This window comes from Candidatus Symbiobacter mobilis CR, assembly GCF_000477435.1.
Lineage (GTDB): Bacteria > Pseudomonadota > Gammaproteobacteria > Burkholderiales > Burkholderiaceae_C > Rhodoferax > Rhodoferax mobilis.
This window is the reverse complement of record NC_022576.1, coordinates 2,791,477-2,814,724: the sequence shown is the minus strand read 5'-3', so window position 1 is coordinate 2,814,724 and position 23,248 is coordinate 2,791,477. Positions and strand designations below refer to the sequence as shown.

The 23,248-nt window shown below is 59.4% G+C and carries 22 protein-coding genes and 3 tRNA genes; 13 read left to right on the top strand and 12 right to left on the bottom strand.

Going from position 1 to position 23,248, the window contains the following annotated elements; genetic code table 11:
* Nucleotides 1-387: 387 nt before the first annotated feature.
* Nucleotides 388-2,838 (top strand): chemotaxis protein CheW, encoded by a 2,451-nt coding sequence (locus CENROD_RS11530; protein WP_022776550.1) that lies wholly within the window; start codon nt 388-390, stop codon nt 2,836-2,838.
* Between the two features lie 119 nt (nt 2,839-2,957).
* Here the strand turns inward: CENROD_RS11530 and CENROD_RS11525 are convergent.
* The 8 genes from CENROD_RS11525 to folC form a co-directional block, all read right to left on the bottom strand.
* Nucleotides 2,958-3,034 (bottom strand) — tRNA-Asp (locus CENROD_RS11525).
* Between the two features lie 138 nt (nt 3,035-3,172).
* A tRNA-Glu gene (locus CENROD_RS11520) sits at nt 3,173-3,248 on the bottom strand.
* A gap of 31 nt (nt 3,249-3,279) precedes the next feature.
* Nucleotides 3,280-3,355 (bottom strand) — tRNA-Ala (locus CENROD_RS11515).
* 40 nt (nt 3,356-3,395) lie between these two features.
* Nucleotides 3,396-4,799, bottom strand: a complete 1,404-nt coding sequence (gene gltX, locus CENROD_RS11510) for a glutamate--tRNA ligase (RefSeq protein WP_022776549.1) — start codon at nt 4,797-4,799, stop codon at nt 3,396-3,398.
* 30 nt (nt 4,800-4,829) lie between these two features.
* Nucleotides 4,830-6,323, bottom strand: coding sequence for an amidophosphoribosyltransferase (purF, locus tag CENROD_RS11505; protein ID WP_022776548.1), 1,494 nt, complete (start codon nt 6,321-6,323; stop codon nt 4,830-4,832).
* Between the two features lie 52 nt (nt 6,324-6,375).
* The gene (locus CENROD_RS11500) at nt 6,376-6,858 is read right to left on the bottom strand and encodes a CvpA family protein (protein ID WP_022776547.1); all 483 of its coding nucleotides are present in this window, start codon (nt 6,856-6,858) and stop codon (nt 6,376-6,378) included.
* A gap of 49 nt (nt 6,859-6,907) precedes the next feature.
* Nucleotides 6,908-7,594: an SPOR domain-containing protein gene (locus CENROD_RS11495; protein ID WP_022776546.1), complete on the bottom strand. Its 687-nt coding sequence runs from the start codon at nt 7,592-7,594 to the stop codon at nt 6,908-6,910.
* Between the two features lie 87 nt (nt 7,595-7,681).
* On the bottom strand, nt 7,682-9,103 hold the full coding sequence (gene folC / locus CENROD_RS11490; protein WP_022776545.1) for a bifunctional tetrahydrofolate synthase/dihydrofolate synthase: 1,422 nt from the start codon (nt 9,101-9,103) through the stop codon (nt 7,682-7,684).
* 218 nt (nt 9,104-9,321) lie between these two features.
* Here folC and CENROD_RS11485 point away from each other — a divergent pair, with 218 nt between their 5' ends.
* The gene (locus CENROD_RS11485) at nt 9,322-9,855 is read left to right on the top strand and encodes a hypothetical protein (protein WP_151194629.1); all 534 of its coding nucleotides are present in this window, start codon (nt 9,322-9,324) and stop codon (nt 9,853-9,855) included.
* A 40-nt stretch (nt 9,856-9,895) separates the two neighbouring features.
* On the opposite strand, the gene CENROD_RS11480 is transcribed toward CENROD_RS11485, so the two are convergent.
* Nucleotides 9,896-10,801 (bottom strand): DHH family phosphoesterase, encoded by a 906-nt coding sequence (locus CENROD_RS11480; protein ID WP_022776543.1) that lies wholly within the window; start codon nt 10,799-10,801, stop codon nt 9,896-9,898.
* A 137-nt stretch (nt 10,802-10,938) separates the two neighbouring features.
* On the opposite strand from CENROD_RS11480, the gene CENROD_RS11475 reads away from it, so the two are divergent.
* The 11 genes from CENROD_RS11475 to CENROD_RS13995 all read left to right on the top strand — a co-directional run bounded on the left by CENROD_RS11475 (nt 10,939) and on the right by CENROD_RS13995 (nt 18,618).
* Nucleotides 10,939-11,400: a nucleotidyltransferase substrate binding protein gene (locus tag CENROD_RS11475; RefSeq protein ID WP_022776541.1), complete on the top strand. Its 462-nt coding sequence runs from the start codon at nt 10,939-10,941 to the stop codon at nt 11,398-11,400.
* Nucleotides 11,387-11,731: a nucleotidyltransferase family protein gene (locus CENROD_RS11470; protein WP_202961158.1), complete on the top strand. Its 345-nt coding sequence runs from the start codon at nt 11,387-11,389 to the stop codon at nt 11,729-11,731. The genes CENROD_RS11475 and CENROD_RS11470 overlap by 14 nt, the downstream gene beginning before the upstream one ends.
* Nucleotides 11,732-11,773: 42 nt before the next feature.
* Nucleotides 11,774-12,517 carry an AAA family ATPase gene (locus tag CENROD_RS11465; RefSeq protein WP_022776539.1) on the top strand — a complete coding sequence of 248 codons (744 nt, stop codon included), beginning with the start codon at nt 11,774-11,776 and terminating at the stop codon, nt 12,515-12,517.
* 30 nt (nt 12,518-12,547) lie between these two features.
* Nucleotides 12,548-13,776, top strand: a protein-coding gene (locus CENROD_RS11455; protein WP_238551782.1) for an IS3 family transposase whose coding sequence is annotated in 2 segments (ribosomal slippage) — nt 12,548-12,845 and nt 12,845-13,776 — 1,230 coding nt in all. Because the reading frame shifts where the segments join, the coding sequence is not laid out codon by codon here.
* Nucleotides 13,777-14,045: 269 nt separating this feature from the next.
* Complete coding sequence (locus tag CENROD_RS11445; RefSeq protein ID WP_041193591.1) at nt 14,046-14,339, top strand: AAA family ATPase; 294 nt, start codon at nt 14,046-14,048, stop codon at nt 14,337-14,339.
* Nucleotides 14,336-14,887: a hypothetical protein gene (locus tag CENROD_RS11440; RefSeq protein ID WP_022776536.1), complete on the top strand. Its 552-nt coding sequence runs from the start codon at nt 14,336-14,338 to the stop codon at nt 14,885-14,887. The genes CENROD_RS11445 and CENROD_RS11440 overlap by 4 nt, the downstream gene beginning before the upstream one ends.
* Before the next feature lie 158 nt (nt 14,888-15,045).
* Complete coding sequence (locus CENROD_RS11435; protein WP_022776535.1) at nt 15,046-16,788, top strand: class I SAM-dependent DNA methyltransferase; 1,743 nt, start codon at nt 15,046-15,048, stop codon at nt 16,786-16,788.
* Nucleotides 16,785-17,858 carry a PDDEXK nuclease domain-containing protein gene (locus CENROD_RS11430; protein WP_022776534.1) on the top strand — a complete coding sequence of 358 codons (1,074 nt, stop codon included), beginning with the start codon at nt 16,785-16,787 and terminating at the stop codon, nt 17,856-17,858. Before CENROD_RS11435 ends, CENROD_RS11430 begins: the two co-directional genes overlap by 4 nt.
* 144 nt (nt 17,859-18,002) lie before the next feature.
* Entirely contained in the window at nt 18,003-18,164 is a 162-nt protein-coding gene (locus CENROD_RS13340; RefSeq protein ID WP_022776533.1) for a hypothetical protein, read from the top strand.
* A gap of 128 nt (nt 18,165-18,292) precedes the next feature.
* On the top strand, nt 18,293-18,466 hold the full coding sequence (locus CENROD_RS14000; RefSeq protein ID WP_022776532.1) for a type I restriction enzyme-like protein: 174 nt from the start codon (nt 18,293-18,295) through the stop codon (nt 18,464-18,466).
* Nucleotides 18,463-18,618, top strand: coding sequence for a hypothetical protein (locus CENROD_RS13995; RefSeq protein WP_187292305.1), 156 nt, complete (start codon nt 18,463-18,465; stop codon nt 18,616-18,618). The genes CENROD_RS14000 and CENROD_RS13995 overlap by 4 nt, the downstream gene beginning before the upstream one ends.
* A gap of 83 nt (nt 18,619-18,701) precedes the next feature.
* On the opposite strand, the gene vapC is transcribed toward CENROD_RS13995, so the two are convergent.
* The 3 genes from vapC to CENROD_RS11410 form a co-directional block, all read right to left on the bottom strand.
* Nucleotides 18,702-19,103: a type II toxin-antitoxin system VapC family toxin gene (vapC, locus tag CENROD_RS11420; RefSeq protein ID WP_022776531.1), complete on the bottom strand. Its 402-nt coding sequence runs from the start codon at nt 19,101-19,103 to the stop codon at nt 18,702-18,704.
* Nucleotides 19,100-19,294: a type II toxin-antitoxin system VapB family antitoxin gene (locus CENROD_RS11415; protein WP_022776530.1), complete on the bottom strand. Its 195-nt coding sequence runs from the start codon at nt 19,292-19,294 to the stop codon at nt 19,100-19,102. The genes vapC and CENROD_RS11415 overlap by 4 nt, the downstream gene beginning before the upstream one ends.
* Nucleotides 19,295-19,435: 141 nt before the next feature.
* Entirely contained in the window at nt 19,436-23,233 is a 3,798-nt protein-coding gene (locus CENROD_RS11410; protein ID WP_022776529.1) for a ribonucleotide reductase N-terminal alpha domain-containing protein, read from the bottom strand.
* Nucleotides 23,234-23,248 lie beyond the last annotated feature (15 nt).

The following is a 23,248-nucleotide window of genomic DNA, read 5'->3' as shown; positions in this document are numbered from 1 at the left end:
ACCCCAGCCCGCTGGGCCAGGGGAGCGTCGAACAGCCGCTTCGCGACTTGCACAGTAACGGTCAGCCCTACGCACCATGCCGGGGCACGCCGTTCACGAGAGCATGCATCGGCACCACATCACAGCGCGCTACCCACCGCTCCTTGCACCACTCCTCACTCCTGCAAGGCAACCAGATGCCGTCATCCAGCACTTCCACACAGTACAGCCATGGTACTGTGCTCGTGGCAATACGTCGCTGTCGGGATCGGTTCTTGCTTACGTGAATCCGCATTCGATGGATTCTTGGTCTGGAAGTGTGCATGTTCCCGCAGACGTACCAGAGAGCCCTCCAGACCATCCTTGCGACCATACCCATCGTGTCACCGCGTCCCGGAGAGCTGCTCCATGAAGGTCGTCAAAGGTATTGCGTTCCCCGACCACGTCGCGCCCTTCGTGCGGCACATGGCCTCGGTCAACGACCACCGCGAAGCGCTGACCAGCCTGCGCAGCACCTGGGACACGCTGTCGTTGCTCGGACACCTCTCCAATCTGCGCACCGACATGAGCGGCGTGCGACAAGGCTTTCAGGAACTGACCGGGGAATTGCTCTCCTGCCTGGCGGAAGAGACTTTGGCGCGCGTGACGACCGCACTGGGGTACCAAGCGCAAATCGCCGTCGATGTGCTGACGCGCAATCTCTACGAACGGACGGCAGACATTGGCTTTCTGTCCACGGACACCCCCATCGTCCAAGCCTGCCAAACACTGCGGCCCACCCCCAATACCCCCCACGAAGCCACCATGACCACGGTGCTGCGACAGCGGTTCCGTTCGTATGTGGACAAGTACTCTGTCTACAAGGACATCATCCTGACGGATACCCAGGGGCGGGTATTGATCCGGCTTGGTGACGGCTTCCATGGCCAATCCACATCCCCCATCATCAAACAAGCCTTGACGACCCGTGACAACTATGTGGAAACCTATGCGCAATCAGATTTGTGTGGCGACGGCGCTGCGTTGACCTACGCATTCCGGGTGCAAGCCGAGGGCAAGGCCATTGGGGTGCTCCTGCTCGTTTTCGATGTGCGAGAGGAAGTGCAAACCATTCTGGGCAATCTCGTCGACCAAGACGAAAGCATGGCTTTCCTCGGGCAAGATGGGCGCGTCATCCTCTCCAGCGACCCAGCGCTATTGCCCGCCGGATACCTACTGCCAATCCGCCCCGGCGTTCCGTACATCCGGCTCCATGGCGTGCAATACATCGTGGCGCAGCGCACCCCCAAAAACTACCAGGGCTACGCAGGCCCCGGCTGGACTGCGGTGGCCATGTTGGCTGCGGAAGTGGCTTTCGACGACCGCAATGAGGCGATGAAGGCAGTCGTCTTCAGCGGCGAAAACATCTTTTCCCAGCGCTTGCTCGACATTCCGGCACAGGCGCGCAACATCCAGGATCGCCTGGATCGGCTGGTGTGGAATGGCAGGGTGCAGCAGGCGGACGATTCCAACGCCTTTTCCCGCTCCTTGTTGGAGGAAATTGCCAACACTGGGCGCAAAACCAAGGACGTGTTCGAGCGATCCTCCCAGGAATTGCTGGCGATGGTGGCGCAAAACCTGTTGACCGAGACGCAATTCCTGGCGGCATTGTCCGTGGACATTCTGGATCGCAACCTGTACGAACGCGCCAACGACTGCCGGTGGTGGGCGCAAAGCCCCGCCTTGGCGAGCATGGATCCAGAGGTGTGCCGAAAAACGCTGCGCTACATCAACGGTTTGTATACCGTCTACAGCGAGATTCTGGTGTTCGACGCACGCGGCGTCGTGGTCGCGGCCAGCCAGTGCGCGCAATGGGAAGGCCAAGCGCTGCAAGAGCCATGGGTGGCCGAATGTCTGCGCATCCGCACCAAGGATGGCTACACGGTATCCCGCTTCGAATCGTCGTCTCTGTATGCCAACCGGGGAACGTACATCTACACCGCACCGATCTTCGACACAGGCAACCAGGTTCGCGGCGGCGTCGCGCTGATCTTCGATGCAGAACCCCAATTCACCGCGATGTTGCAATCGGTGCTGCCCCAGTTCGACCAAGCCGTAGCCGCGTTTTGCAGAACCGACGGCTGCTTCATCGGCATCACCGCTGCGTTGCCCATCGCGCTGCCACGCCAAATTCTGGCGCTGCAACCGGGACAGCGTTGGTCCGGCGTGGTGATGGAAAACGAACGGTGTTACACGGTAGGCGCCGCAGCGGGTGCGGGCTACCGCGAATTCAAGACGAGCGACGGTTATGCCGAGCAAATCCAGGGCGTGGTGATCGTGCCGTGCGGCAACCTTCGCGCAATGTCGTCCAATTCTGTCGGCAGCATGACCCCGGTACACGATGGCACCGAAATCGCCACCTTTTACATCGACGGGCAATTGCTCGGCATCGTGGCAGAAGAGGTGATCGAATGCGTCGAATTGGCGAACGTCGTCCGTGCTCCTACTGGCCCCGGAGAAAAAACGCGCCATGTGGGCTTTGCGCCGTATGGCACGCGGACCTTACCCTTGATCGACCTCAGCGCACAGACCTCGCTGATGCACAAAAAATCGACCCACTTGCATGCGTTGGTGCTCCAAGTCGACAACGTAGAGTTTGGTGTACTCATCACGGGCCTGGGGCCGGTGATGCACATGCATCTCTATACCATGCAACAGATGGCAGACATGGGCGTGGCAACCAGAATGGTTTCCCGAATCGCCCGGGCAGGCGACATGCTGGTCCCGGTACTTTCCACCAGCGCAGTGCTGGGTCTGTGCCATGCTTCAGGAGGGATTGCCAGCCTTTGTGGCTCCGCTATACCAGGGTTGACGGAGTGATTGGCAAAAAAAAGCCACCAGAAGGAACCAGTGGCTTTTGAAAAGTAACACTGCATGCCGTACGACATTTGCAGTGATTTACCATTTGCAGTGATTTACTATCAGTGAATCACTATATTTGGCGGAGCGGACGGGGCTCGAACCCGCGACCCCCGGCGTGACAGGCCGGTATTCTAACCAACTGAACTACCACTCCGTACCAATGTTCTTTATGGGAACACTTGGCAATAACCTTACAAAACTTTTGTCAAAAACCTTTGTCAAATCGATACTATCTACAAATAATACTTTATCTGCAAACACTATCCATTTGGCATATGCACAGCAAAAATGCTGGCGACCCCACGGGGATTCGAACCCCGGTACTCACCGTGAAAGGGTGATGTCCTAGGCCTCTAGACGATGAGGTCGTTGCAAAACCGTTTGCTGGAAAAGAACTCTTGGTGGAGGTAAGCGGGATCGAACCGCTGACCTCTTGCATGCCATGCAAGCGCTCTCCCAGCTGAGCTATACCCCCCCACCGAATCCTTCTGCCAAGACAGCAGGCGTCGAAAGGATCAGCATTCTAGTGCAAGCTGGGGACGGTTCCGGAGCCGGGCGAGCACTTTTTCGCGCCCCACCAACTCCAGCACCGCATCCAGCGAAGGGGTATGCGCGGTGCCTACCACGAGCACCCGCACGGGCATGGCCAACTGGGACATCTTGAGGCCATGCTGCGCCAGCACTTCGCGCACTGCTGCGGCAATGGCGGTGCGATCCCACGCGCACTGCGACAAATGCTGGGCCAAAGTCTCCAGCGCTGGCGCAATGGACGGGGTGCAATGCGTTGCCAGCTCTTGCGCAGATGCCGATACTTCCGTATAGAACCGCATTGCCCAATCCGCCAAGGCCACCGTCGTGTCACAGCGATCCTGGAACAACGCGCAGATCCGTGGCAAACGCTCGTCCCCTTCCACGCCCCGGCGTTCGAGCTGGCTGCGAACCAGCTCTGCGAGCGCCTCGTCCCCCATGGCCTTGAGATGCTGGGCATTGACCCAGCGCAGCTTGGCTTCGTCGAACTGCGCCGGGCTTTTGCCCAGGTTGTCCAAACCAAACCACTGCAAGAACTGCGCACGGTGAAAAAACTCGTCGTTGCCGTGGCTCCACCCCAGCCGGGCCAGGTAGTTGACGACGGCATCGGCCAGGTAGCCTTCTTCCCGGTATTGCGTCACCGCTTTGGCGCCGTTGCGTTTGCTCATCTTGTCGCCCTGCTCGTTCAGCACGGTGGGCAGATGGACGTATTCCGGCGGTTCCTTGCCCAGGGCGTGGAACAGGTGGATTTGTCGTGGCGTGTTGTTGACGTGGTCTTCCCCCCGGATGACGTGCGTGATGCCCATATCCATGTCGTCGACGACGACGCAAAAGTTGTACGTCGGCGTGCCGTCTGACCTCGCCAGCACCATATCGTCAAGTTCGGCATTGGCAATCTCGATACGACCCTTGACCTTGTCTTCCCACACCACCGTGCCATCCAGCGGAGTGCGGAATCGCCATACGGGTTGCCCGCCATCGGGAACCGGGGGCAGCACCTTGCCAGGCTCGGGGCGCCACGTACCGTCGTAGCGAGGCTTGCACTTCGCTGCGCTCTGGCGCTCGCGCAGGGCGTCCAACTCTTCCTGGCTCATGTAGCAGGGATAGGCATGCCCGGCATCGCACAATTGCGCGAGCACCTCACGGTACCGCTGCGTCCGCTGCGACTGGTAGTACGGCCCTTCGTCGTAATCCAACCCCAGCCAACGCATGCCGTCCAAAATCACATCGACGGCCTCTTGCGTGGAGCGCTGCACGTCGGTGTCTTCGATACGCAGAATGAACACGCCGCCCTGCGAACGCGCAAAGGCCCACGGATACAGCGCGGAACGGATGTTGCCGAGGTGGATAAATCCCGTCGGCGACGGGGCAAAGCGGGTACGGATCGTCATGGCAGTGATGGTGGCAGCAATGCCACAGAATCAATCTTCGTAAGTGGACGACAAATAAGCCGGTAGATCGTCCCCACACCCGGCGGCATGCTGGGCGCCCATGCGCACGATATCTTCGACGGTGATATCTCCGGTGATGTACACCCCGTCGAAGCAGGAGGCGTCGAAGCCCCGGATGTGCGGAGCAAGCTGGCCCACGGCGCGCTTCATGTCGTCGAGATCCTGGTAGATCAATGCATCGCAGCCGATGACTGCCCGAATCTCGTCTTCGGTGCGGTTGTACGCAACGAGTTCCCCCTGGGTAGGCATATCTATGCCGTAGGCATTGGGATACCGCACGGGCGGCGCTGCGCTGGCAAGGTACACCTTCTTCGCGCCAGCATCACGGGCCATTTGCACGATCTCCCGACTGGTGGTGCCTCGCACGATCGAATCGTCGACCAACAGTACCTTGCGCCCCGCAAATTCGCTGGGAATGGCGTTGAGCTTCTGACGCACGGATTTTTTGCGCACAGACTGCCCCGGCATGATGAACGTACGGCCCACGTAGCGGTTCTTGACGAAGCCCTCCCGATACAGCACCCCCAGGGTTTGCGCAAGCTGCGCCGCACTGGGGCGGCTCGACTCAGGAATCGGGACGACCACGTCGATGTCCTGCACAGACAACACCCTAACGACTTGGCGCGCCAGTGCCTCGCCCAAATTCAGCCGGGCCTGGTACACGGAAATGCCGTCGAGCACCGAATCCGGTCGGGCAAAGTACACGTACTCGAAGATGCAGGGATGCAGCGAGGTGTGATCAGCACACTGCTGGGATTGCACCGTCCCATCCATGCCGATAAAGATGGCCTCCCCCGGATCGATATCGCGTTCGAAACGGTGGCCGGTTCCTTCGAGCGCGACAGACTCGCTCGCCACCATCCACGTCGAGGCGCCGCGCCCCAGGCACAGGGGACGGATGCCATACGGATCCCGAAACGCAAGGATGCCGTGCCCGGCAATCAAGGCAATCGCAGCGTAGGAACCGCGCACCCTGGCGTGCATGCGGCGCACTGCGTCGAAGAGATGCTGCGGGGTCAGCGTAGTGCCGTGCGTGGTGGCCTCTACCTCGTGGGCCAGCACGTTGAGCAGCACTTCGGAATCGCTGTCGGTATTGATATGCCGGTGGTCGCTCTCCCGCAGCTCGGAACGCAGAAATGGCGTATTCGTCAGGTTACCGTTGTGTACCAAGACGATCCCGAACGGTGCGTTGACGTAGAACGGTTGCGCCTCTTCGGTATTCCACGCACTGCCCGCCGTGGGATAACGCACCTGCCCCAGCCCGCTGTTGCCGACGAGCGAGCGCATGTTGCGCGTGCGAAAAACGTCGCGCACCATCCCCTTGGCCTTGTGCATGAAAAACCGGCTGCCCTGCTGGGTCACGATCCCGGCGGCATCTTGGCCCCGGTGCTGCAACAACAGCAGCGCGTCATACAGCAATTGGTTGACTGGAGCGTCACATACCACTCCCACGATGCCACACATGGCTTTTCTCCTTATTTCGTCAACCGAGCGTCAACCTGGCGTCCACCCAACATCAACCAGGCCACCCCGCCTCACGTGAGAGCATGGGGCGAATCTCCGCCAGTACCTTCATGGACATGTCCACCCCGGCGGATTCTTTCCAGATCAATGCAGAACGCATCGGCGTCATGCCCAGCAATGCCGTAGTCAGCAACAACAACGCCACCCCGCGTACCAGCCCGAAAGAAGCACCCAGAAAACGATCCATCGGCCGCAATCCCACCGTGGCCAGCACCTTGCGCAACCCGACGGCCACCAGCCCCCCCAGCATGACGGCAACCAGAAACACCAGTCCAAACCCCACCGCGCCACGCAGGGTCTGGCTTGCGCCTTGCATGGGCAACCACGCGCCCACATCCGCATACAGCCAGCGTGCGGCAACGAAAGCACCCACCCACGCGAGCAGGGAAAAGACCTCGTACACCAGGCCGCGCCATGCTCCCAATAAACCGGAAGCCAGCAGCACGATCAGGAAAATCCAGTCCAACGTTGGCATCTGCTATGCACACGCACGGCATACCCGACTTCCGGGCGGGAATGGACACTCACCACGACGACACAACCGCTGTCAGGCCCAGAGCCTGCACCTTGCGCTGCGCTGCTTGCGATTCTTGCCGGGTGACAAACGGGCCTACCTGCACCCGCACCAGCTTGCTCTTCTTTCCACCAACCGGGCGAATGCGCGCCGACAACCCCGCGCGAAGGAGTTTCTTGCGTAGCTCATTCGCGCTTTCCACCGTCATATCTTTGCCCACCTGCACGACAAACCGCTGGGGCACCATGGGCCCTGGCGTCGCCGCCCCATCGAGCAAAGCCTGCGCCCGGGCAGACTCCAACCTGGCCACAACAGGTTGTTCCGCAGCCCCTCGCACTGGTCGGGACGAGGACGACAGCATGGGGACGACCCGCTTTGGCTGCTGCGCGGGCTGCACCGCAGACGCTGCCGGAAGAACGATTTCCTCTTCCATATCGACCGGGGGAAAGGCCTCCGCCGGAGGGAGCACAAGGGGGGGAGCGTCGTCCCGATCGGGAATTTCGATCTCTACATCGACATTGATGGGCCGTGGCTGTTTGTCAAATACCAAGGGCAACCCCACCACGCCTATGGCGATCAGAATGCCTGCCCCCAACAAACGATTGCGGGCACGCCGACGCAGACGCTCGACGCTTTCCACTGCGGGGACGATCGTCGTCGGAGTCTCGCTTATGTGGAAGGAAGGGAAAAAGCGCATGGAGGCGGGCGGCAAGGGCGCGGGGGCAAAGGTAGGGAGAAGGGCACAGAACAGAAAACAGAACCCCGGGAATCAGGAGCCTGCCAGTCAGGAGCCCGGCAGATGCGGCGCTCGAAGCTGGGGAACGCCTTGCCGCAACACGCCGCCGACGGTGTGGAACGAGCCGAAAACGATGATTCTATCGGTGCGTTCCGCCGCATCCAGCGCTACGCGCAAGGCCTGCTGCGGGGTGGCAAAACACCCTGCCGAGGCCGCTTTGGTCGCATCGACGGCACGCAGCGCATCGACAATCGCACAGGCCGGCGCAGCCCGATCAACCGTGAGATCCGTGCAATACCAGCGATCGACCAAAGGCGCCATGCGCCGCAGCATCGCGGGGATGTCTTTGTCGGCCATCGCCCCGAACACCGCATGCGTCGTGGGGAAAAACCCCATCGCGTCGAGGTTGTGTACCAACGCCCCCACGGCATGGGGGTTGTGGGCCACGTCGAGCACAAGCACTGGCTCGCCGGGGACGACCTGAAAACGCCCAGCCAACTCGACGAAAGCCAGCCCGTTGCGCAAGGCATGCGCGCTCACCGGAAGCACTGCACGCAACGCAGAGAGCGCAGCAAGCACCCCCGCTGCATTGACGAGCTGCTGCGCGCCGCGCAATGCCGGAAAGGCCAGCCCGCCCCACCTATGCCCACGCCCTTCCCACGACCACTGCTTTTCATCGACCGTCACGCGAAAGTCCCCCCCCGCGCACCAGACATCCGCCCCCACGCTGCGGCAATGCGCTGCGAGGCTGGGTGGCAAAGCGGGGTCCACCAAGATGATCGGCTTGCCTGGGCGAGCGATCCCCGCTTTTTCGAGCGCGATGTCTTCCCGGGTCGAACCCAGAAATTGCATGTGATCCAAATCGATGCTGGTGATGATCGCGCAGTCGGCATCGACGATGTTGACGGCGTCGAGCCGCCCACCCAGCCCGACTTCAAGAATCGAGACATCGAGCTTGCGGTGCGCGAGGATCCACAGGATGCCCAGCGTCGTGAACTCGAAATAGGTCAGCGACACCCCGCAACGAGTTCGTGCAGATTCGACCTGGACAAAGGCTTCGACCAACGCCGATGCGGTGACGCACTCCCCATCGATACGCAACCGCTCCTCAAAATCCACCAAATGCGGCGAGGTATAGACCCCCACCTTGTACCCCGCCTGCCGCAAGATGCTGGCAAGCATGGCGCACGTCGACCCCTTGCCGTTGGTGCCTGCCACCGTGATGACCGGATGATCCAGATGCAACGCCATAGCCTGCGCCACCTGATGGACGCGGCCCAGTCCCAGCTCGATGTGTAGAGGGTGCAAACGTTCGCAGTAGGCCAGCCACTGCGCCAGGGAATGTTCCCCCGTGGGCGCTACCGTGAAGACGGGAGGGGTGGAAAAAGCAGAATGCAAGGAAGAAGAAGACATCACGCGCAGCTCGCAAACCATGCCCAACCGGGCCAGGGGCGCAGATTGTCGCGGCATCCCCCCCTCCTTGTGGCACACCCCGCCCTCCCTAGAATGCCTGCGGGCTTGCGGGGGAACCAGCGTTTGTGCAGGTTCTGCCAAGCCCTTGTTCCTTGTTCCACGTTCCTTGTTCCACGTTCCTTGTTCCACGTTCCTTTTGGGAGTTTTGCATGAAGATGGGCACTGCTTTTCGTTCCTTGCCTCGGCCACTTTTCGCCTTCGCAATCTGGATAGGCATGGCCGTTGCAGTCGGCAGTGCCACTGCATCGCCCACCACTGCATCCCCTGCTACATCCTCCTTTTCCCCCGCATTGCAAGCCAAAGTGACGCAAGCCCAGAAGCTGCTGGCAGAGTGGGCATCCAACCCCATCGTCGTTGCCGCAGTCAAGGAAGCCAACGCCAAAGGGGGGATGTTTCCCGGCATGTCCAACGCCAAATGGAACGATCTGGAAGACGCTCACCCCACCGTGCAGTTATCCCTGACCAGCCCTGTGGCCAAACAACTCCAAAAGTGGGAAAAGAGCGCGCAGCTCGACAAGCTCTTTCTGCGTGACCAGAAAGCCAACCTGATTGCCGGGACGAGCAAGACCCTGCTTTTCAACAACAGCAGCCGCGCTGTCTCCGCACATGCCTTGCAGGGGCAAGAATGGTCAGATACCGACATTAAGGCCGACCCCACCACGCAGGTGCGCAGCGTGCAGATCGGCGCCCCCGTGCGCGATGGCGGCAAAGTGATCGGATTCCTCCACGCCAGCGTTAGCGCGGAATAAGCAGTAGCCCTCAGCCCTTTGCTACGCTGACCTTTGCTCTTCAGCCTTGGGGCGGCTCCGCGTCGAGGTTCCCGCCAAGCAATTCCGGCAATCGGCGGGGGTCGATCCGGAAACCGCAGGCTTGGGCATGCCCCCCGCCCCCCATGGGCCGGGCCAGCGGGATGCAGTCGAACCCCGATCGGGATCGCAGCCCGCATTTGATGCGCCCGTTTTGATCCACCGTCCACAGCAAGGCGAAAGTCCCAGACTTGCGGCAGAGCAAATCGCCCAGCAGGCTGTGGAACATACTGGGCGCATTAAGCATCAGCCCTCGCTCCCCACACAAGACGATGGGGCGCGCATCCTCCGCCATTCCCTGCGCAAGGTGACGGAACTTGGCATCCATTGCCTCCCCGCGCTGCACAAAAGCTGCTTGCTGCGCAGCGTCAAACGCCGCAATCTCGCGCCAGCGGCCAAAGTCCATCGGTTCCACATCAAGCGCAGCCAGAAACGCCGCGCTCTGCGGGTACTGCCATACCCACAAGTCCCGATCTTCCACATAGCGGACGAGATCGGGCGCCTGTACATCGGGATGGAAATACTCCCACGCCAGCCGTGCGCCAGACTTACTCATGTCGAAGCGCACCTCCCCCTTGCTGCAAACATAGCCCGCCAGATCGTCCGCAGCGCTGCGGTGGTGGTCGAGCACGACGAGCTGCGCTGCGCGCTCTTCGATCTGTTCCAGCAGTGCTCTGGGCAAACAAAAATCCAGCAAAAACACCTGCCGTGCATCGACCGCAGGCAAGTCCGCCAAGGTACGCATTGGCCCGTGATCCAGCGGCACATACTGCGCCTGGTCACCAAACACCATCCACGCGGCCATTGCCGAAGCAAAACCATCGGGGCAATGCGGCCCGTGGTGCATCACGAGCGGGGTGGTGGGGGCGGGGGCTTCGTTCGCAGACATGGATCGTTCTCCTGGTCGATGAACCCGGGCACAGCCGGGGATAGGGCGCAGGGCATCCTACCAAAGGGGTGTAGTGGCCCCCATTCCACGCACACTTTCGAACCAAAATATGGGATGGCTCGAACGGAGGGAAAAACATGCTGTACCTGAATACCGAGCACCTTGCGCGTTGCAAACAGACTTTAGAGTCTTCGCTCATTCTGTATCAACACGCCGCAATCGGGAGCATCGATCAGGAAGTATTCCGTAACGCGATTGTCAAAGGCTATGAGCTGACACAGGAAACGGCCTTCAAACTCATCAAGAAGGCACTGAAAGCCTATGGCCACAGTCCCAAAAAACTCGAATCCACACCGGTCAAGGAAATTCTCCGGCTGGCAGCCGTGCATGACCTCATGACGCTGGCAGAAGTGGAACGCTGGTTTGCCTATCGAGACAACCGCAACAACACCGCCCATGATTACGGAGAGGTCTTTGCGGAACAGACCTTGGTGCTGATTCCCGATTTTTTGGCGGATGTGGCGCAACTGGCAGAAACACTGGACAAAAAGCTGGGAAATAAATTGGAAAATAAACTGGAAAACCATGCCGATGACTGAATTTCATACTTTGTACCTGCCAGAAAAATACGCAGAACAGGTACGAGATTTGTTACAAAAGCATATACCAGAAGCAGAAGTATGGGCCTATGGCTCACGGGTGCGCGGTGACTTTTACGATGCCAGCGATCTGGATTTGGTGGCACGATTCCCTTCTACAAAAAAACGTGATGTGTTCCGTTTGTGTGCTATGGCAGAAGCTTTTCAAGAAAGCAATCTGCCGATCATTGTGCAAATAATCGATTGGGACGGAATTCCGAACTCCTTTCGGGAGGAAATTTTGGCGAAGTATGTGGTCGTGCAGAAGGGAGCGGGTGATGCGATGGATTAGGCAGTTTGTGCTACAACGCAATACCCAAATGGAAAATAACAAATGATTCATCAAATCAAACTTTGTAACTTTGGCCCACTCTCCGATATCCATTGGTCGGAATTAGGCAAGATCAACCTAGTCATTGGCGGCAATGGTAGCGGGAAGACGTTCTTACTCAAAGCCATGTACAGCAGCCTGCGCACGCTGGAAGAGTACAAGCGCGGTAACGAACAAAGATCAGCCTCAGAAATTCTGTCCGACAAGCTGTATTGGACATTTCAGGCAGAAAAAATTGGCGATTTGGTTAGCAAAGGAGCGGATGCACCCTTGTCAAGCTTGCTCACCATCGACAACAAGGACTTCTGCTACAGCTTTGGCAAAGACACCAGCAAGCAGATTTCCAGCCTGGAAAATCATGTGCCACCACGCGCCAGCAATTCGGTATTTTTGCCGGCCAAGGAAGTGCTGTCATTACATCAAGTCATTTTGAAATCGCGGGAACAGGATAAAGCCTTTGGGTTTGATGACACGTACTACGATCTTGCCAAAGCGCTGCGCATTTCTCCCCGAATGGGTAAGAACTACAAAGAATTCGCCCAGTCACGCACGACACTCAAGGACATTCTGGGCGGGGTGGTGGAGTATGACGAAACATCTGGCCGCTGGCATTTTTTCAAAGGCCGCCACAAGTTTCCGATAGGTGTCACAGCCGAAGGTATCAAGAAAATCGCCATTCTGGATACGCTGCTTGGCAACCGCTATCTGAATACTAAAGTGGGCCCCGAATTCAAGACAAAAATTTAAGATGTTCTTCAATCCAGGGGATCCAGAATCATGAGTGAAACGAAGAAGCGCAAAGTCCACACCGCAGAGTACAAAGCGAAGGTGGGGTTGGAAGCCTTGCGCAGTGGCAAGACCATCAACCAGATTGGTCAGGAATTTGATGTCCACCCGGTGCAGGTTTGCCAGTGGAAGAAAGCCATCCAAGAGCAGGCCAAGACACTGTTCGAAGGCAAACGCGGCCCCAAGCCGCTGGATGCGCAAAGCGAACCGGATCGCCTGTATAGCGAGATCGGGCGTCTCAAGATGGAACTCGACTGGCTCAAAAAAAAGTCCGGGATGAGCCTGTCATGAAACGCCAAGACTGGATTGACATGAATGACGACCTGGCGGTCACCCGCCAGTGTGATCTTGTAGGCGTTTCCCGTGCGACGGCCTACGCCCAGCAGCAGCCCAAGGTTGTCGACGAAGACGACCAGAAGCTCAGCCGCCTGATTGATGAGGAGTACACCCGACATCCGTTTTACGGGAGCAGGCGCATGGCGGTCATGATGAGCAAGGCCATGGGTTGCGGTGTCAACCGCAAGCGCATCCAACGCCTGATGCGTCAGATGGGCCTGCAGGGGATGGCGCCAAGCCCCCACAGCAGTAAGGCACACCCGCAGCATCCGGTGTACCCCTATCTGCTGCGCGGTGTGGAGGTCACCCGGCCCAACCAGGTCTGGAGCACCGACATCACCTACATCCGCCTGGCCAAAGGCTTCGTGTACTTGGTGGCGGTGATGGACTGGTACAGCCGCAAGGTGTTGAGCTGGCGCATCAGCAACAGCATGGATGCCAGCTTCTGTATGGACTGCTTGGAAGAGGCGCTGCGCAACTTTGGTAAGCCCGAGATATTCAACAGCGACCAAGGCTCGCAGTTCACCAGTGCGGACTTCACCGGCGTACTTGAGCGAGAAAAGATCGCCATCAGCATGGACGGGCGAGGCCGTGCGTTTGACAACATCTTTGTCGAGCGGTTGTGGCGCAACGTCAAGTACGAGGACATCTACCTCAAGGGCTATGCGACGGTGGACGAGTTGCTGCTGGGACTGAGCGACTACTTCGTGCTATACAACAGCGAGCGGCCACATCAGTCATTGCAATACGAAACGCCAGATGCGGTCTATGCGAACGCTAGCGGCGGCGGCGCGTTGATCATCGACAAATACGCAGATCAGGCCAGCAACGAAAAACCAGACAACCCGAGTACGCAGGCCCGCGCCATGGCACTTGCTGGATAAGCAGGGGGTCGCTGTGGGGATGTGGACAAGCTTGCAAAACGCCCAGCTTGCCCACATCCCCACAGCTCTCACCCGTGCTTACCCACAAGGGTTTGCCTTCGGCCTGACGCGCTTCGCTTGCCAACAGCCATGGGAGAGGAAAGAAAAGGAGACCAAAGACCAAGACAAAAACCGGGGCAACGCCGTGCAGTTGTGTGTGTCAACAGCTACAGCTTAAATCAACCGAAAAATTGTCTTGACATTCGGGTCCACTTTATACCAACTCGGTAGTGTGGATCGACGAGCCGGAGTCGGCCTTGCACCCCACTGCCATTTCAAAATTACTGGACATCGTGGCAATGCTGGCCGAGCGCGGTATCCAGTTCTTCATGGCCAGCCATTCCTATTTCGTGGTCAAGAAGCTGTTTCTGATCGCGCAAGAGCGGAGTTGGAACATCCCCGTGATTTCTGCCACCGAGAGCGACTGGGTATGCGATGACTTGAAAAACGGGATGCCGGACAACCCCATCATTGCCGAGTCGATTCGCCTCTATCAGCAGGAAGTTGAGCTGGCGCTGCGATGACCACGGAAGCCATTATCGAATCAGGGATGACATTCGGCCCTTATCCTGCCGGGCAGTGCTTTTACATCGAGAAGAGCGCGTGTTACAGCAAAATTCAGGAAGAGGTGCAGATAGCTGAATTCCTACTTCTACAGAATAAGTGCGAATTGTCCTCAGTCGTTTGGGTAGTAGAAGCGAAATCAAGCAGCCCGAGACCGGGAACACAGCCCAATTTTGCAGAATTCATCGAAGCAATCCGCAACAAACTCACCAATGGTTTTCTTCTTGGTATGGCAATGCGCTTGGGACGACATCCAAACGGGTTGGCTGAATTACCAGAGCCTTTTCAAAAACTTGACCTCCGCACCGCCAGTTTCCGCTTCGTTCTGGTCATCAAGGGCCACAAAGAGGAATGGCTGCCACCATTGCAGGAAGCACTATCGCTCGTGTTGAAACCAATCGTGAAGTCGTGGGCCTTACCACCGACATCGGTAGTGGTTCTGAATGAATGTGGAGCGCAACTGCATGGCCTAGTGCTCCCGGTTGCCAAAACCGCCGCGCTATGCTGAACGAACAACAACCCGAAGACCTATGCATCGTCTGATTCCAGGAATCCGGCTGGAAGTTTGTGCATGGGCCGGACATTGCGCCCGACGGTACAAATCTAGAACGGGCTGACTACCAGCAGGTGATCTTGCGTGACCGGCTGCTCATCAGGAAAAAATCCATGAACCCCATCGAACAACGATTTTTCAACGATCTCGAAAAAAAGCTCTGGACTGCCGCCGACAAGCTGCGATCCAACCTGGATGCCGCCGTCTACAAGCACGTGGTGCTGGGCCTGATCTTCCTGAAATACGTTTCCGACGCCTTCGAGGAACGGCAGAAAGAACTGCGCGAGCAGTTCCAGAACCCTGACCACGACTACTACATGGCCCCGGGGGACTACGCCTACGACTACGCAGGCCACCTCGCCGCCGAGCTGGAAGTGCGCGACTATTACACCGAGAAAAACGTCTTCTGGGTGCCGTTGGAAGCGCGCTGGCAAACCCTGCGCGACTGTGTCCAACTGCCGCCCAAAGCGCCGCTGCCGTGGAACAAGCCGGGCAAGCACGAGCCGGAAGAAATGCGCAGCGTCGGCTGGCTGATCGACAACGCCATGGAAGCCATTGAGCGCGAAAACGAAAAAAAGCTCAAGAACGTACTCAACAAGGATTTCGCCCGCACGCAGATCGACAGCCACAAACTGGCTGACCTGATCGCCCACTTTTCCGACACCGATTTCAACCGCAAGGACTACAACGGCCAGCCGCTCAATCTGCAAAGCAAAGACATCCTCGGCCACGTCTATGAATATTTCCTCGGTCAATTTGCGCTGGCCGAAGGCAAGAAGGGCGGCCAGTACTACACGCCCAAGAGCATCGTCACGCTGATCGTCGAAATGCTGCAACCCTTCCAGGGCCGCGTGTACGACCCGGCCATGGGCTCGGGTGGATTTTTTGTACAAAGCGAGGAATTCATCGAGCAACACGGCGGCAAGGTAGCCAATGGCAAGACCGGGCAAATCAGCGTCTATGGTCAAGAGAGCAACCCTACCACCTGGCGCTTGGCCGCGATGAATATGGCCATTCGCGGCATCGACTTCAACTTTGGTGGCGTACCCGGCGATACGCTGCTGAACGACCTGCACCCCGACCTGCGCGCCGACTTCGTCATGGCCAACCCACCCTTCAACATGAAGGAGTGGTGGAACGAAAAATTGACCAACGACCCTCGCTGGATCGCAGGAACGCCGCCGCAGAGCAACGCCAACTTCGCCTGGCTGCAACACATGCTCTACCACCTGGCCCCGGCGGGCAGCATGGCGCTGCTGCTGGCCAATGGCTCGATGAGCAGCAACACCAACAATGAAGGCGAAATCCGCAAAAAGCTGATCGAAGACGACTACGTGGAATGCATGGTCGCGCTACCCGGTCAACTCTTTACCAATACACAGATCCCGGCCTGCATCTGGTTCCTCACCCGCGACAAACGCAACGGCCTGAGCCTGAACAAAACCAAGCGCGACCGGCGCGGGCAGTTCCTGTTCATTGACGCCCGCCAGCTCGGCTACATGAAAGACCGCGTGCTGCGTGACTTCACGGTGGCAGACATCAAGACGATCGCCGACACCTTCCACGCTTGGCAACATTCGCTTCCCTCTCCCCTCAGGAGAGGGGCTGGGGGTGAGGGTGCGTACCAAGACATCCCCGGCTTCTGCTACTCCGCCACGCTAGACGACATCCGCAAGCACGAGCACGTGCTCACGCCTGGGCGCTATGTGGGCGCAGAAGAGCAGGAAGAGGACAGCGAAGCCTTTGCCGACAAGATGGCGCGGCTGACGGCGCAATTGGCGGAGCAGTTTGCCGAAAGTGCCAAATTGGAGGGGGAGATCAGGAAGAACTTGGCGGGGTTGGGGTACTCGCTATGAATGACGAATCTATGGCCATTGTCGATAAACCATTCGCCCCCGCTGACTACCGCCAGTGGTTGGGCGACCTCAAAACCCGCTTCCGGCAAATTCAGCTCAAAGCGGCTATCGCTGTAAACGCCGAGTTGCTCCAGTTTTACTGGGAACTGGGCGCCGACATCGTCAGCAAGCAAGCGACACAAGCCTGGGGCAGCGGTTTTTTGGCAAAGCTCTGCCAAGACTTGATGCAGGAATTCCCTGACGTAAAAGGATTCTCAAAGCGCAATCTGGAGCAGATCCGCCGCTGGTATGCCTTCTGGAGTCAAGACACCGCAATTGCGAAGCAGCCTGCTTCGCAATTGTTGGTCATCCCTTGGTGGCACAACGTGGTCCGCATCAGCAAGTGCCACAGCCACACCGAAGCCCTCTATTACGTGCAGCAAACCCAAGCCCACGGCTGGAGCCGCGCCGTACTCACCCATCAGATCGAAAGCGGCCTACGGCAGCGTGATGGCAAAGCCCTGACTAACTTCGCGCAAACCCTGCCCGCGCCCCAGTCCGATCTGGCTGTTCAGGTACTCAAAGACCCGTATATCTTTGATTTCCTGTCGCTCACGCCCGAGCACAACGAACGCGAAATGGAGCGGGCGCTGATCGACCATATCACCCAGTTTCTGCTAGAACTGGGCGCAGGCTTTGCCTACATGGGCCGGCAGGTGCCGCTGCAAGTGGGCGAGCGTGAGTTCTTTCTAGACCTCCTTTTCTACCACGCCCGCCTGCATTGCTACATGGTGGTGGAACTCAAAACCGTGGACTTTGAGCCCGAGTTTGTCGGCAAGCTCAATTTCTACCTGAAGGCCGTGGACGAACAACTGCGCGGCGAAGGCGACGCGCCCACCATCGGCCTGTTGCTGTGCAAAAGCAAAGACCGGCTGGTGGCGGAATACGCGCTCTCAGATATGCACAAACCACTGGGCCTGGCCACCTACACCCTGTCGCACACCCTGCCCGAAGCCCTGCGCGACAAGTTGCCGAGCATCGAGGCGCTGGAGGCAGAGTTGGGGGCTGATCTGGGGGAAAGCGATGCGTAGCAAGATGATGAGGCTGATGGCGCAGTTGGTAGATCAGTTTGCGGAGAGCGCCAAATTGGAGGGGGAGATCAGGAAGAATCTGGCGAGCTTGGGGTACGGGCCTGCTACCAGCATTGCGTACTGCAATATGTGCTGCGCAGGCAGATGACCAATCTGTCTTTGCGCGGGCGCTTCGGCTTGCCTGAGGGCAGCAGCAACACCGTTTCTCAGATCATCACGGCCACGATGGAGCAGGGCTTGGTGAAGGGCGACCCCAATGCACCCGACTCGCGCCGGTATGCCCGGTATATCCCGGCATGGGCGTAACCGTCATTTCATTGCCAATGGGAAGTCGCGGGCGGAATGCATACAACCCATTGATACATAAATGATTCCTTATTTCATCGCTAACCGGATAGGTAGCCAGCTAGCCTTGGGGGAGTAAGGCTTCAGCCATGCTAAACGAACAACAACTCGAAGACCTGTGCATCGTCTGGTTTCAGGAAACCGGCTGGCAGTTTGTGCATGGGCCGGACATTGCCCCTGACGGTGCGAACCCGGAACGGGCCGACTACCGGCAGGTGATCTTGCGTGAGCGACTGCTGGCTGAGTATTCCGGTCCAACGTGACCGCTGATTCCGGCAACGTGACCGGCGATTCCGGCGAAGGTGACCGGGTGGATTCCGGCAACGTGACCGCTGATTCCGGTGAACGTGACCGATACGAGCGGTCATGGAAGTCGGCACGGCGGTATACGCCATCGGAGCGGTGTTGCGCATAACGAAACCTACGGGCCAGGTAGCTTCGAGCTTTTTGCAAGGAGCTACCGATGCCCGCTGTACGAATCACTATGCGCAGATATCTTTAGGTTTCGGAGTACGCGACTTTGAGCCCGAGGTATTCAGTGAACGGATGGAAGTCCCTGTCCGCATGAAGCAAGGTCAAGTCGTCCTCAATGCATCGGGTCGCAATGAGCGTGTCGATGGTCTTCCGAATGGTGACTCCTTTGGCTCGCAGCGCCCGATAGTTTTCAGACGCTCTGACCGCAAGCGCATACCCAGCCAGATCAATGTGGTCAAACGCTTCCAGGGTCTTCTTCACCAGCTTGTATTCCCGGTCGTCTCGGATGCCTTGCAGAACCTCAGCAGCAATCAAGTCACCCACGGCAATCGGGCTGCGCCCAAAGAGCGAATCGAGCAGCGCAACCTGGGGCGTGTCCGCAGACCGGAAGTAGTCGATCCACACGCTGGAATCAACCAAGATCACCGGTCAGTCCTCATGGTGTTCAGATCACCTTCCCAGGTAATCCTGCCCTTGAGTTCCCGAGCCTTTTCTTGCGCCCGAAGCCGTACCAAGGTTTTCAAGCCAAGCTCGACCGCCTCCCGTTTCGTCTTGGCGCCGGTTGCCTTCAAAGCATCCATCATGAGCTTGTCGTCGATCTCGATGTTCGTTCGCATGTTGTGTACTCCAACAATCAGTGGTACACATACTAGCACCGCTCGCCGAACAACGAAACCTCATCGGGTCGCCAGGAGTTTCTCACTCCCAGCCCCCTCACCACCCACCGTGCGGGTCCACAGTGGCCCTTTTTGCCCCACTCACCCACACTGCCCCACATCCCCACAAGCAGTGCAGAAGTCGCAACCATCCTTGTGGATGACAGTGAAATTGCCACACTCGCTGCAGCGCTTGCCCGGCATGGTGTGGGGGGCATCGGGTTCGTCGGGGGTATCGAGCACGCCCATGTCCCGCAGGGGGTAGCCTTCCTGGTTCAAGATGCCGAGCATGGCGTAGCGGTGGATGATCAACCGTGCGATGTAGGCCACGGTCGAAGGCCAGGTTTGCTGGCGGCGCTCCCCGGGGGGCAGGCCGGGGACGAAAGCCATGAAATGCCCCAACGGTTCGGCGTAGTTGAGCAGCTTGCGCAGCTTCATGCCGATCCACGCCGGGTCGATAACGCGCATGTCTAGCGACAGCAGCCGTGCCAGCCCGTCGAGGGCGCGGGGATAGTTCCCACTGAAGCCCACAGCGCAGGGGCGGGTGACCACCCCGCCATCGTGCCCGGGCAGGTTGATCTCCTTGAGCGTGAGGGTGAATTCCTCGCCCGTCGCCGGGTTGTGGACGTCCACCGCCCAGGCCAGGGTGCCGGAGGGGCCGGTTTTGGGTTCGCCCCGGCTGAACATCGCGTCGAGCACCGGGGTACCCACCGGTTTGGCCGCTGCGCTATCGATCTTTTGGGCCTGCGCGGCCAGTTGCTCGCAACGCCAGCGAATCACCGCAGCCGTCGCCGCAACCACGCCGGGGAACAGGCGCTTTTCGCCATAGGGCGGGAAGGGCATTTCGAAGGCGTGCTCCTCGCTGACGGTGGCGAGTGCATCAAGCTTGAGCTGGAGCCACGCGGGGTCATTGGCGCGCAGATCCATCGACAAGGTTTTGGCCAGCGCGCCCAGCCCACGCGGCTGCTCTGCACCGTTGACCCAGACCTCGAAAGGCTGCGCCGGGGCGCCTTCCTCGCTGGCCAGTTCGCCAATGAATAGCGCAAAGTCGCCAAAGGGATGGTGGACCATGAAAGTCCATGCGGGGTTGCCCCCAGGCAATTCGGGTCTTCCCGGCCAGCGTAGGGATTGCAGCACCGGCTTGGGCAATCGCTCCAGCGCCAGGCGATGGTTCGTTGCGTCGATCTGCATCGGCGCTGCCGCTGCCGCAGAGGATTCGACGCTGAGCACCGACCCCAGCACGGCATTGGGGCGGTACGTGGACAGCCCCTTCAGCCCCGCCTTCCATGCGCGGCTATATAGATCTTGAAAGTCCTCGTAGGGGTAGTCTGCGGGGACGTTGACGGTTTTGGAAATGGCGGTATCGATGTAGGGCGCCACGGCAGCGACCATCTCCATGTGCGCCTGTGCGCTCATCTCCAGCGCAGTGACAAAAGCTGCGCTGAGCGCTGCGTCCTTGCCACGCAGATGCCGGTACAGCCGCCAAGCGTGGTCTTCGACCGCGTATTCCTTGAAGCTGCCGTCGGGCATGCGCTTCTTGCGCGAATACGTCCAACTGAAAGCGGGTTCGATGCCATTGCTGGCGTTGTCCGCAAAGGCCAGGCTGATCGTCCCCGTCGGCGCGATCGAGAGCAGATGCGAATTGCGCAGGCCCTCCTTGCGGATGCGGGTACGCAGCTTTTGCGGCAGACGCGCCGCAAAGCCTTCGCCACCCAAATAGGCTTGCGCGTCGAACAGCGGAAAGGCACCGCGCTCTTGCGCCAAATCCACGGACGCTGCATAGGCCGTATCCCGCATCAGGATCGTGATCTTCTGGGCCATGTCCCGCGCTGGTTGGGTGTCGTAGCGCAGGTTGAGCATCACCAGCGCATCGCCCAGCCCGGTAAAGCCCAGGCCGATGCGGCGCTTGTTGCGCGCCTCCTGCTGCTGTTGCGTCAGGGGCCAGACGGTGACGTCGAGAACGTTGTCCAACATGCGCACCGCTACCCGCGCCACGTCGGCAAAAGCTGCTTCGTCGAAGCGCGCATGAGGCTCGAAGGGATCGACGATAAAACGCGTAAGGTCGATCGACCCCAGACAACAGCAGCCATAGGGCGGCAAGGGTTGCTCTGCGCAGTTGTGGACGTAGAGGCCGTTGGCGTCGAAAGCGTGGGCTTGCTGCACCGTGGCGTCGTACACCTCTTCTTCGCCAGCATCGACGAGGGCTTCGACGGTCGCGACGAAGCGGGCATCCTGTACTGCGGGATGCCCTGCAGGATGCGCCGTGGAATGCCCGTTTATGCCGCCCACGCGCCGTGCGCAATGCACAGCGTGGCTACCCGCGATGCGCAGACGATTGCCGTCCCGCGCCGAGGCCACGCCCATCCGCAACAACATGCGTTGCGCCCCTTGGAGCACGCTCTCGTCTGCATGAGCAATAGCCAGCGTAGCCGTCGCATCATCGACCCGACCGCAGACATCAAGCAGCGCACGCAGCAGCCCTCGATAGCAGTCCGACGACAGGGCTTCGACTTGGGGTGTGATGGTGGGCAGCGCCGGGAGCATCCCCATCCGCTGCGCCAGGCCCCGCATCTGCGTCCACGAAGAAGAAGGCACGGCATCGCGCACTGCCGGTGCTGCGGCTTCGAGCGCCTGCACCCAGGCCGATTCCCCCGCAACCCCCCAGCCGATCAGCAGCCCCAGCAGGTAGCCTTCGTCCACGCTGCCGTCCCCATCCCAATGCTCTAGCCTGCGGTGGTCATGCAGCGCGATGGTGTCGCCACTGCGCAAGGCATCGGCCTGCACCCACTCGGTGCTGCGGTCTGCACGCACCCGTCGAACCTGGTGTTCGGCAGTCAGACGCAGGCAATAGCCCTCGCGGGTACGCAGTTCCTGCACCGGTTTGCGCCCGGTCGGGAAAAAGCCTTGCTCGGTCGAGGGGTACGCAACGCCATCGACGACAGCGAAAAAGGGCTGCTCCAGCAAATCGCCGACACGCCGCGCGCCGAGGGAAGTCATCACCCAGGCATCGCTGGTGACGCAAGGATTGGTGGTGGTGATCGTCTCGCAGTAGGCAAGGTTGTTGTCGCGGTTGATGCGGTCAAGGAATAACACGCCTGGCTCGGCGTGGTCGTAGGTCGAACGCATGATCTGGTCCCACAGCTCGCGCGCCCGCAATTTCTTGTAGACCCATACCCCGCGCCCTTCGTCGATATATGCCCCGGCGCGCTTCTTGTCCTTACCCGGCTCGCAGCGATGCACCAGGGCGAATTCCTCGTCGCGCTCCACCGCCTGCATGAAGTCGTCGGTCACCCCGACCGAGATATTGAAGTTCTGCAAATCCCCCTTGTCTTTGGCGTGGATGAATTCCTCAATGTCCGGGTGATCGCAACGCAGCACCCCCATTTGCGCCCCGCGCCGCGCCCCGGCGGATTCGACCGTCTCGCAAGACCGGTCGAACACGCGCATATAGCTCACCGGGCCGGAAGCGCTGCTCTGGGTGCTGCCCACCCACCCGCCGCGTGGGCGGATTCGCGAGAAGTCGTACCCCACCCCGCCGCCGCGACGCATCGTCTCCGCCGCTTCAGTCAACGCGGTATAGATGCCGGGATGCCCGTCTTCGACGTGCGCGATCGAATCCCCCACAGGCTGCACGAAGCAGTTGATCAGCGTGGCGGAAAGCTGGGTTCCTGCTGCGGACTGAATCCGTCCCGCAGGCAAAAAGCCCTGCTGTAACACAGACAAAAAGCGCTCTTCCCACACAGAGCGTTCTTCGGGCTTTTCGGCCTGCGCCAGGGCGTGGGCTACGCGCTTGCTCACATCGTCAGTGCAGCGCTCATCGCCCTTGGCGTACTTTTCTAGCAGGACTTCCGCGCTAATGGGCTGGGGGTCAAGGTACAGGGCAGAGCGTTCGTGGGTCATGGCAGTACGCGGCAG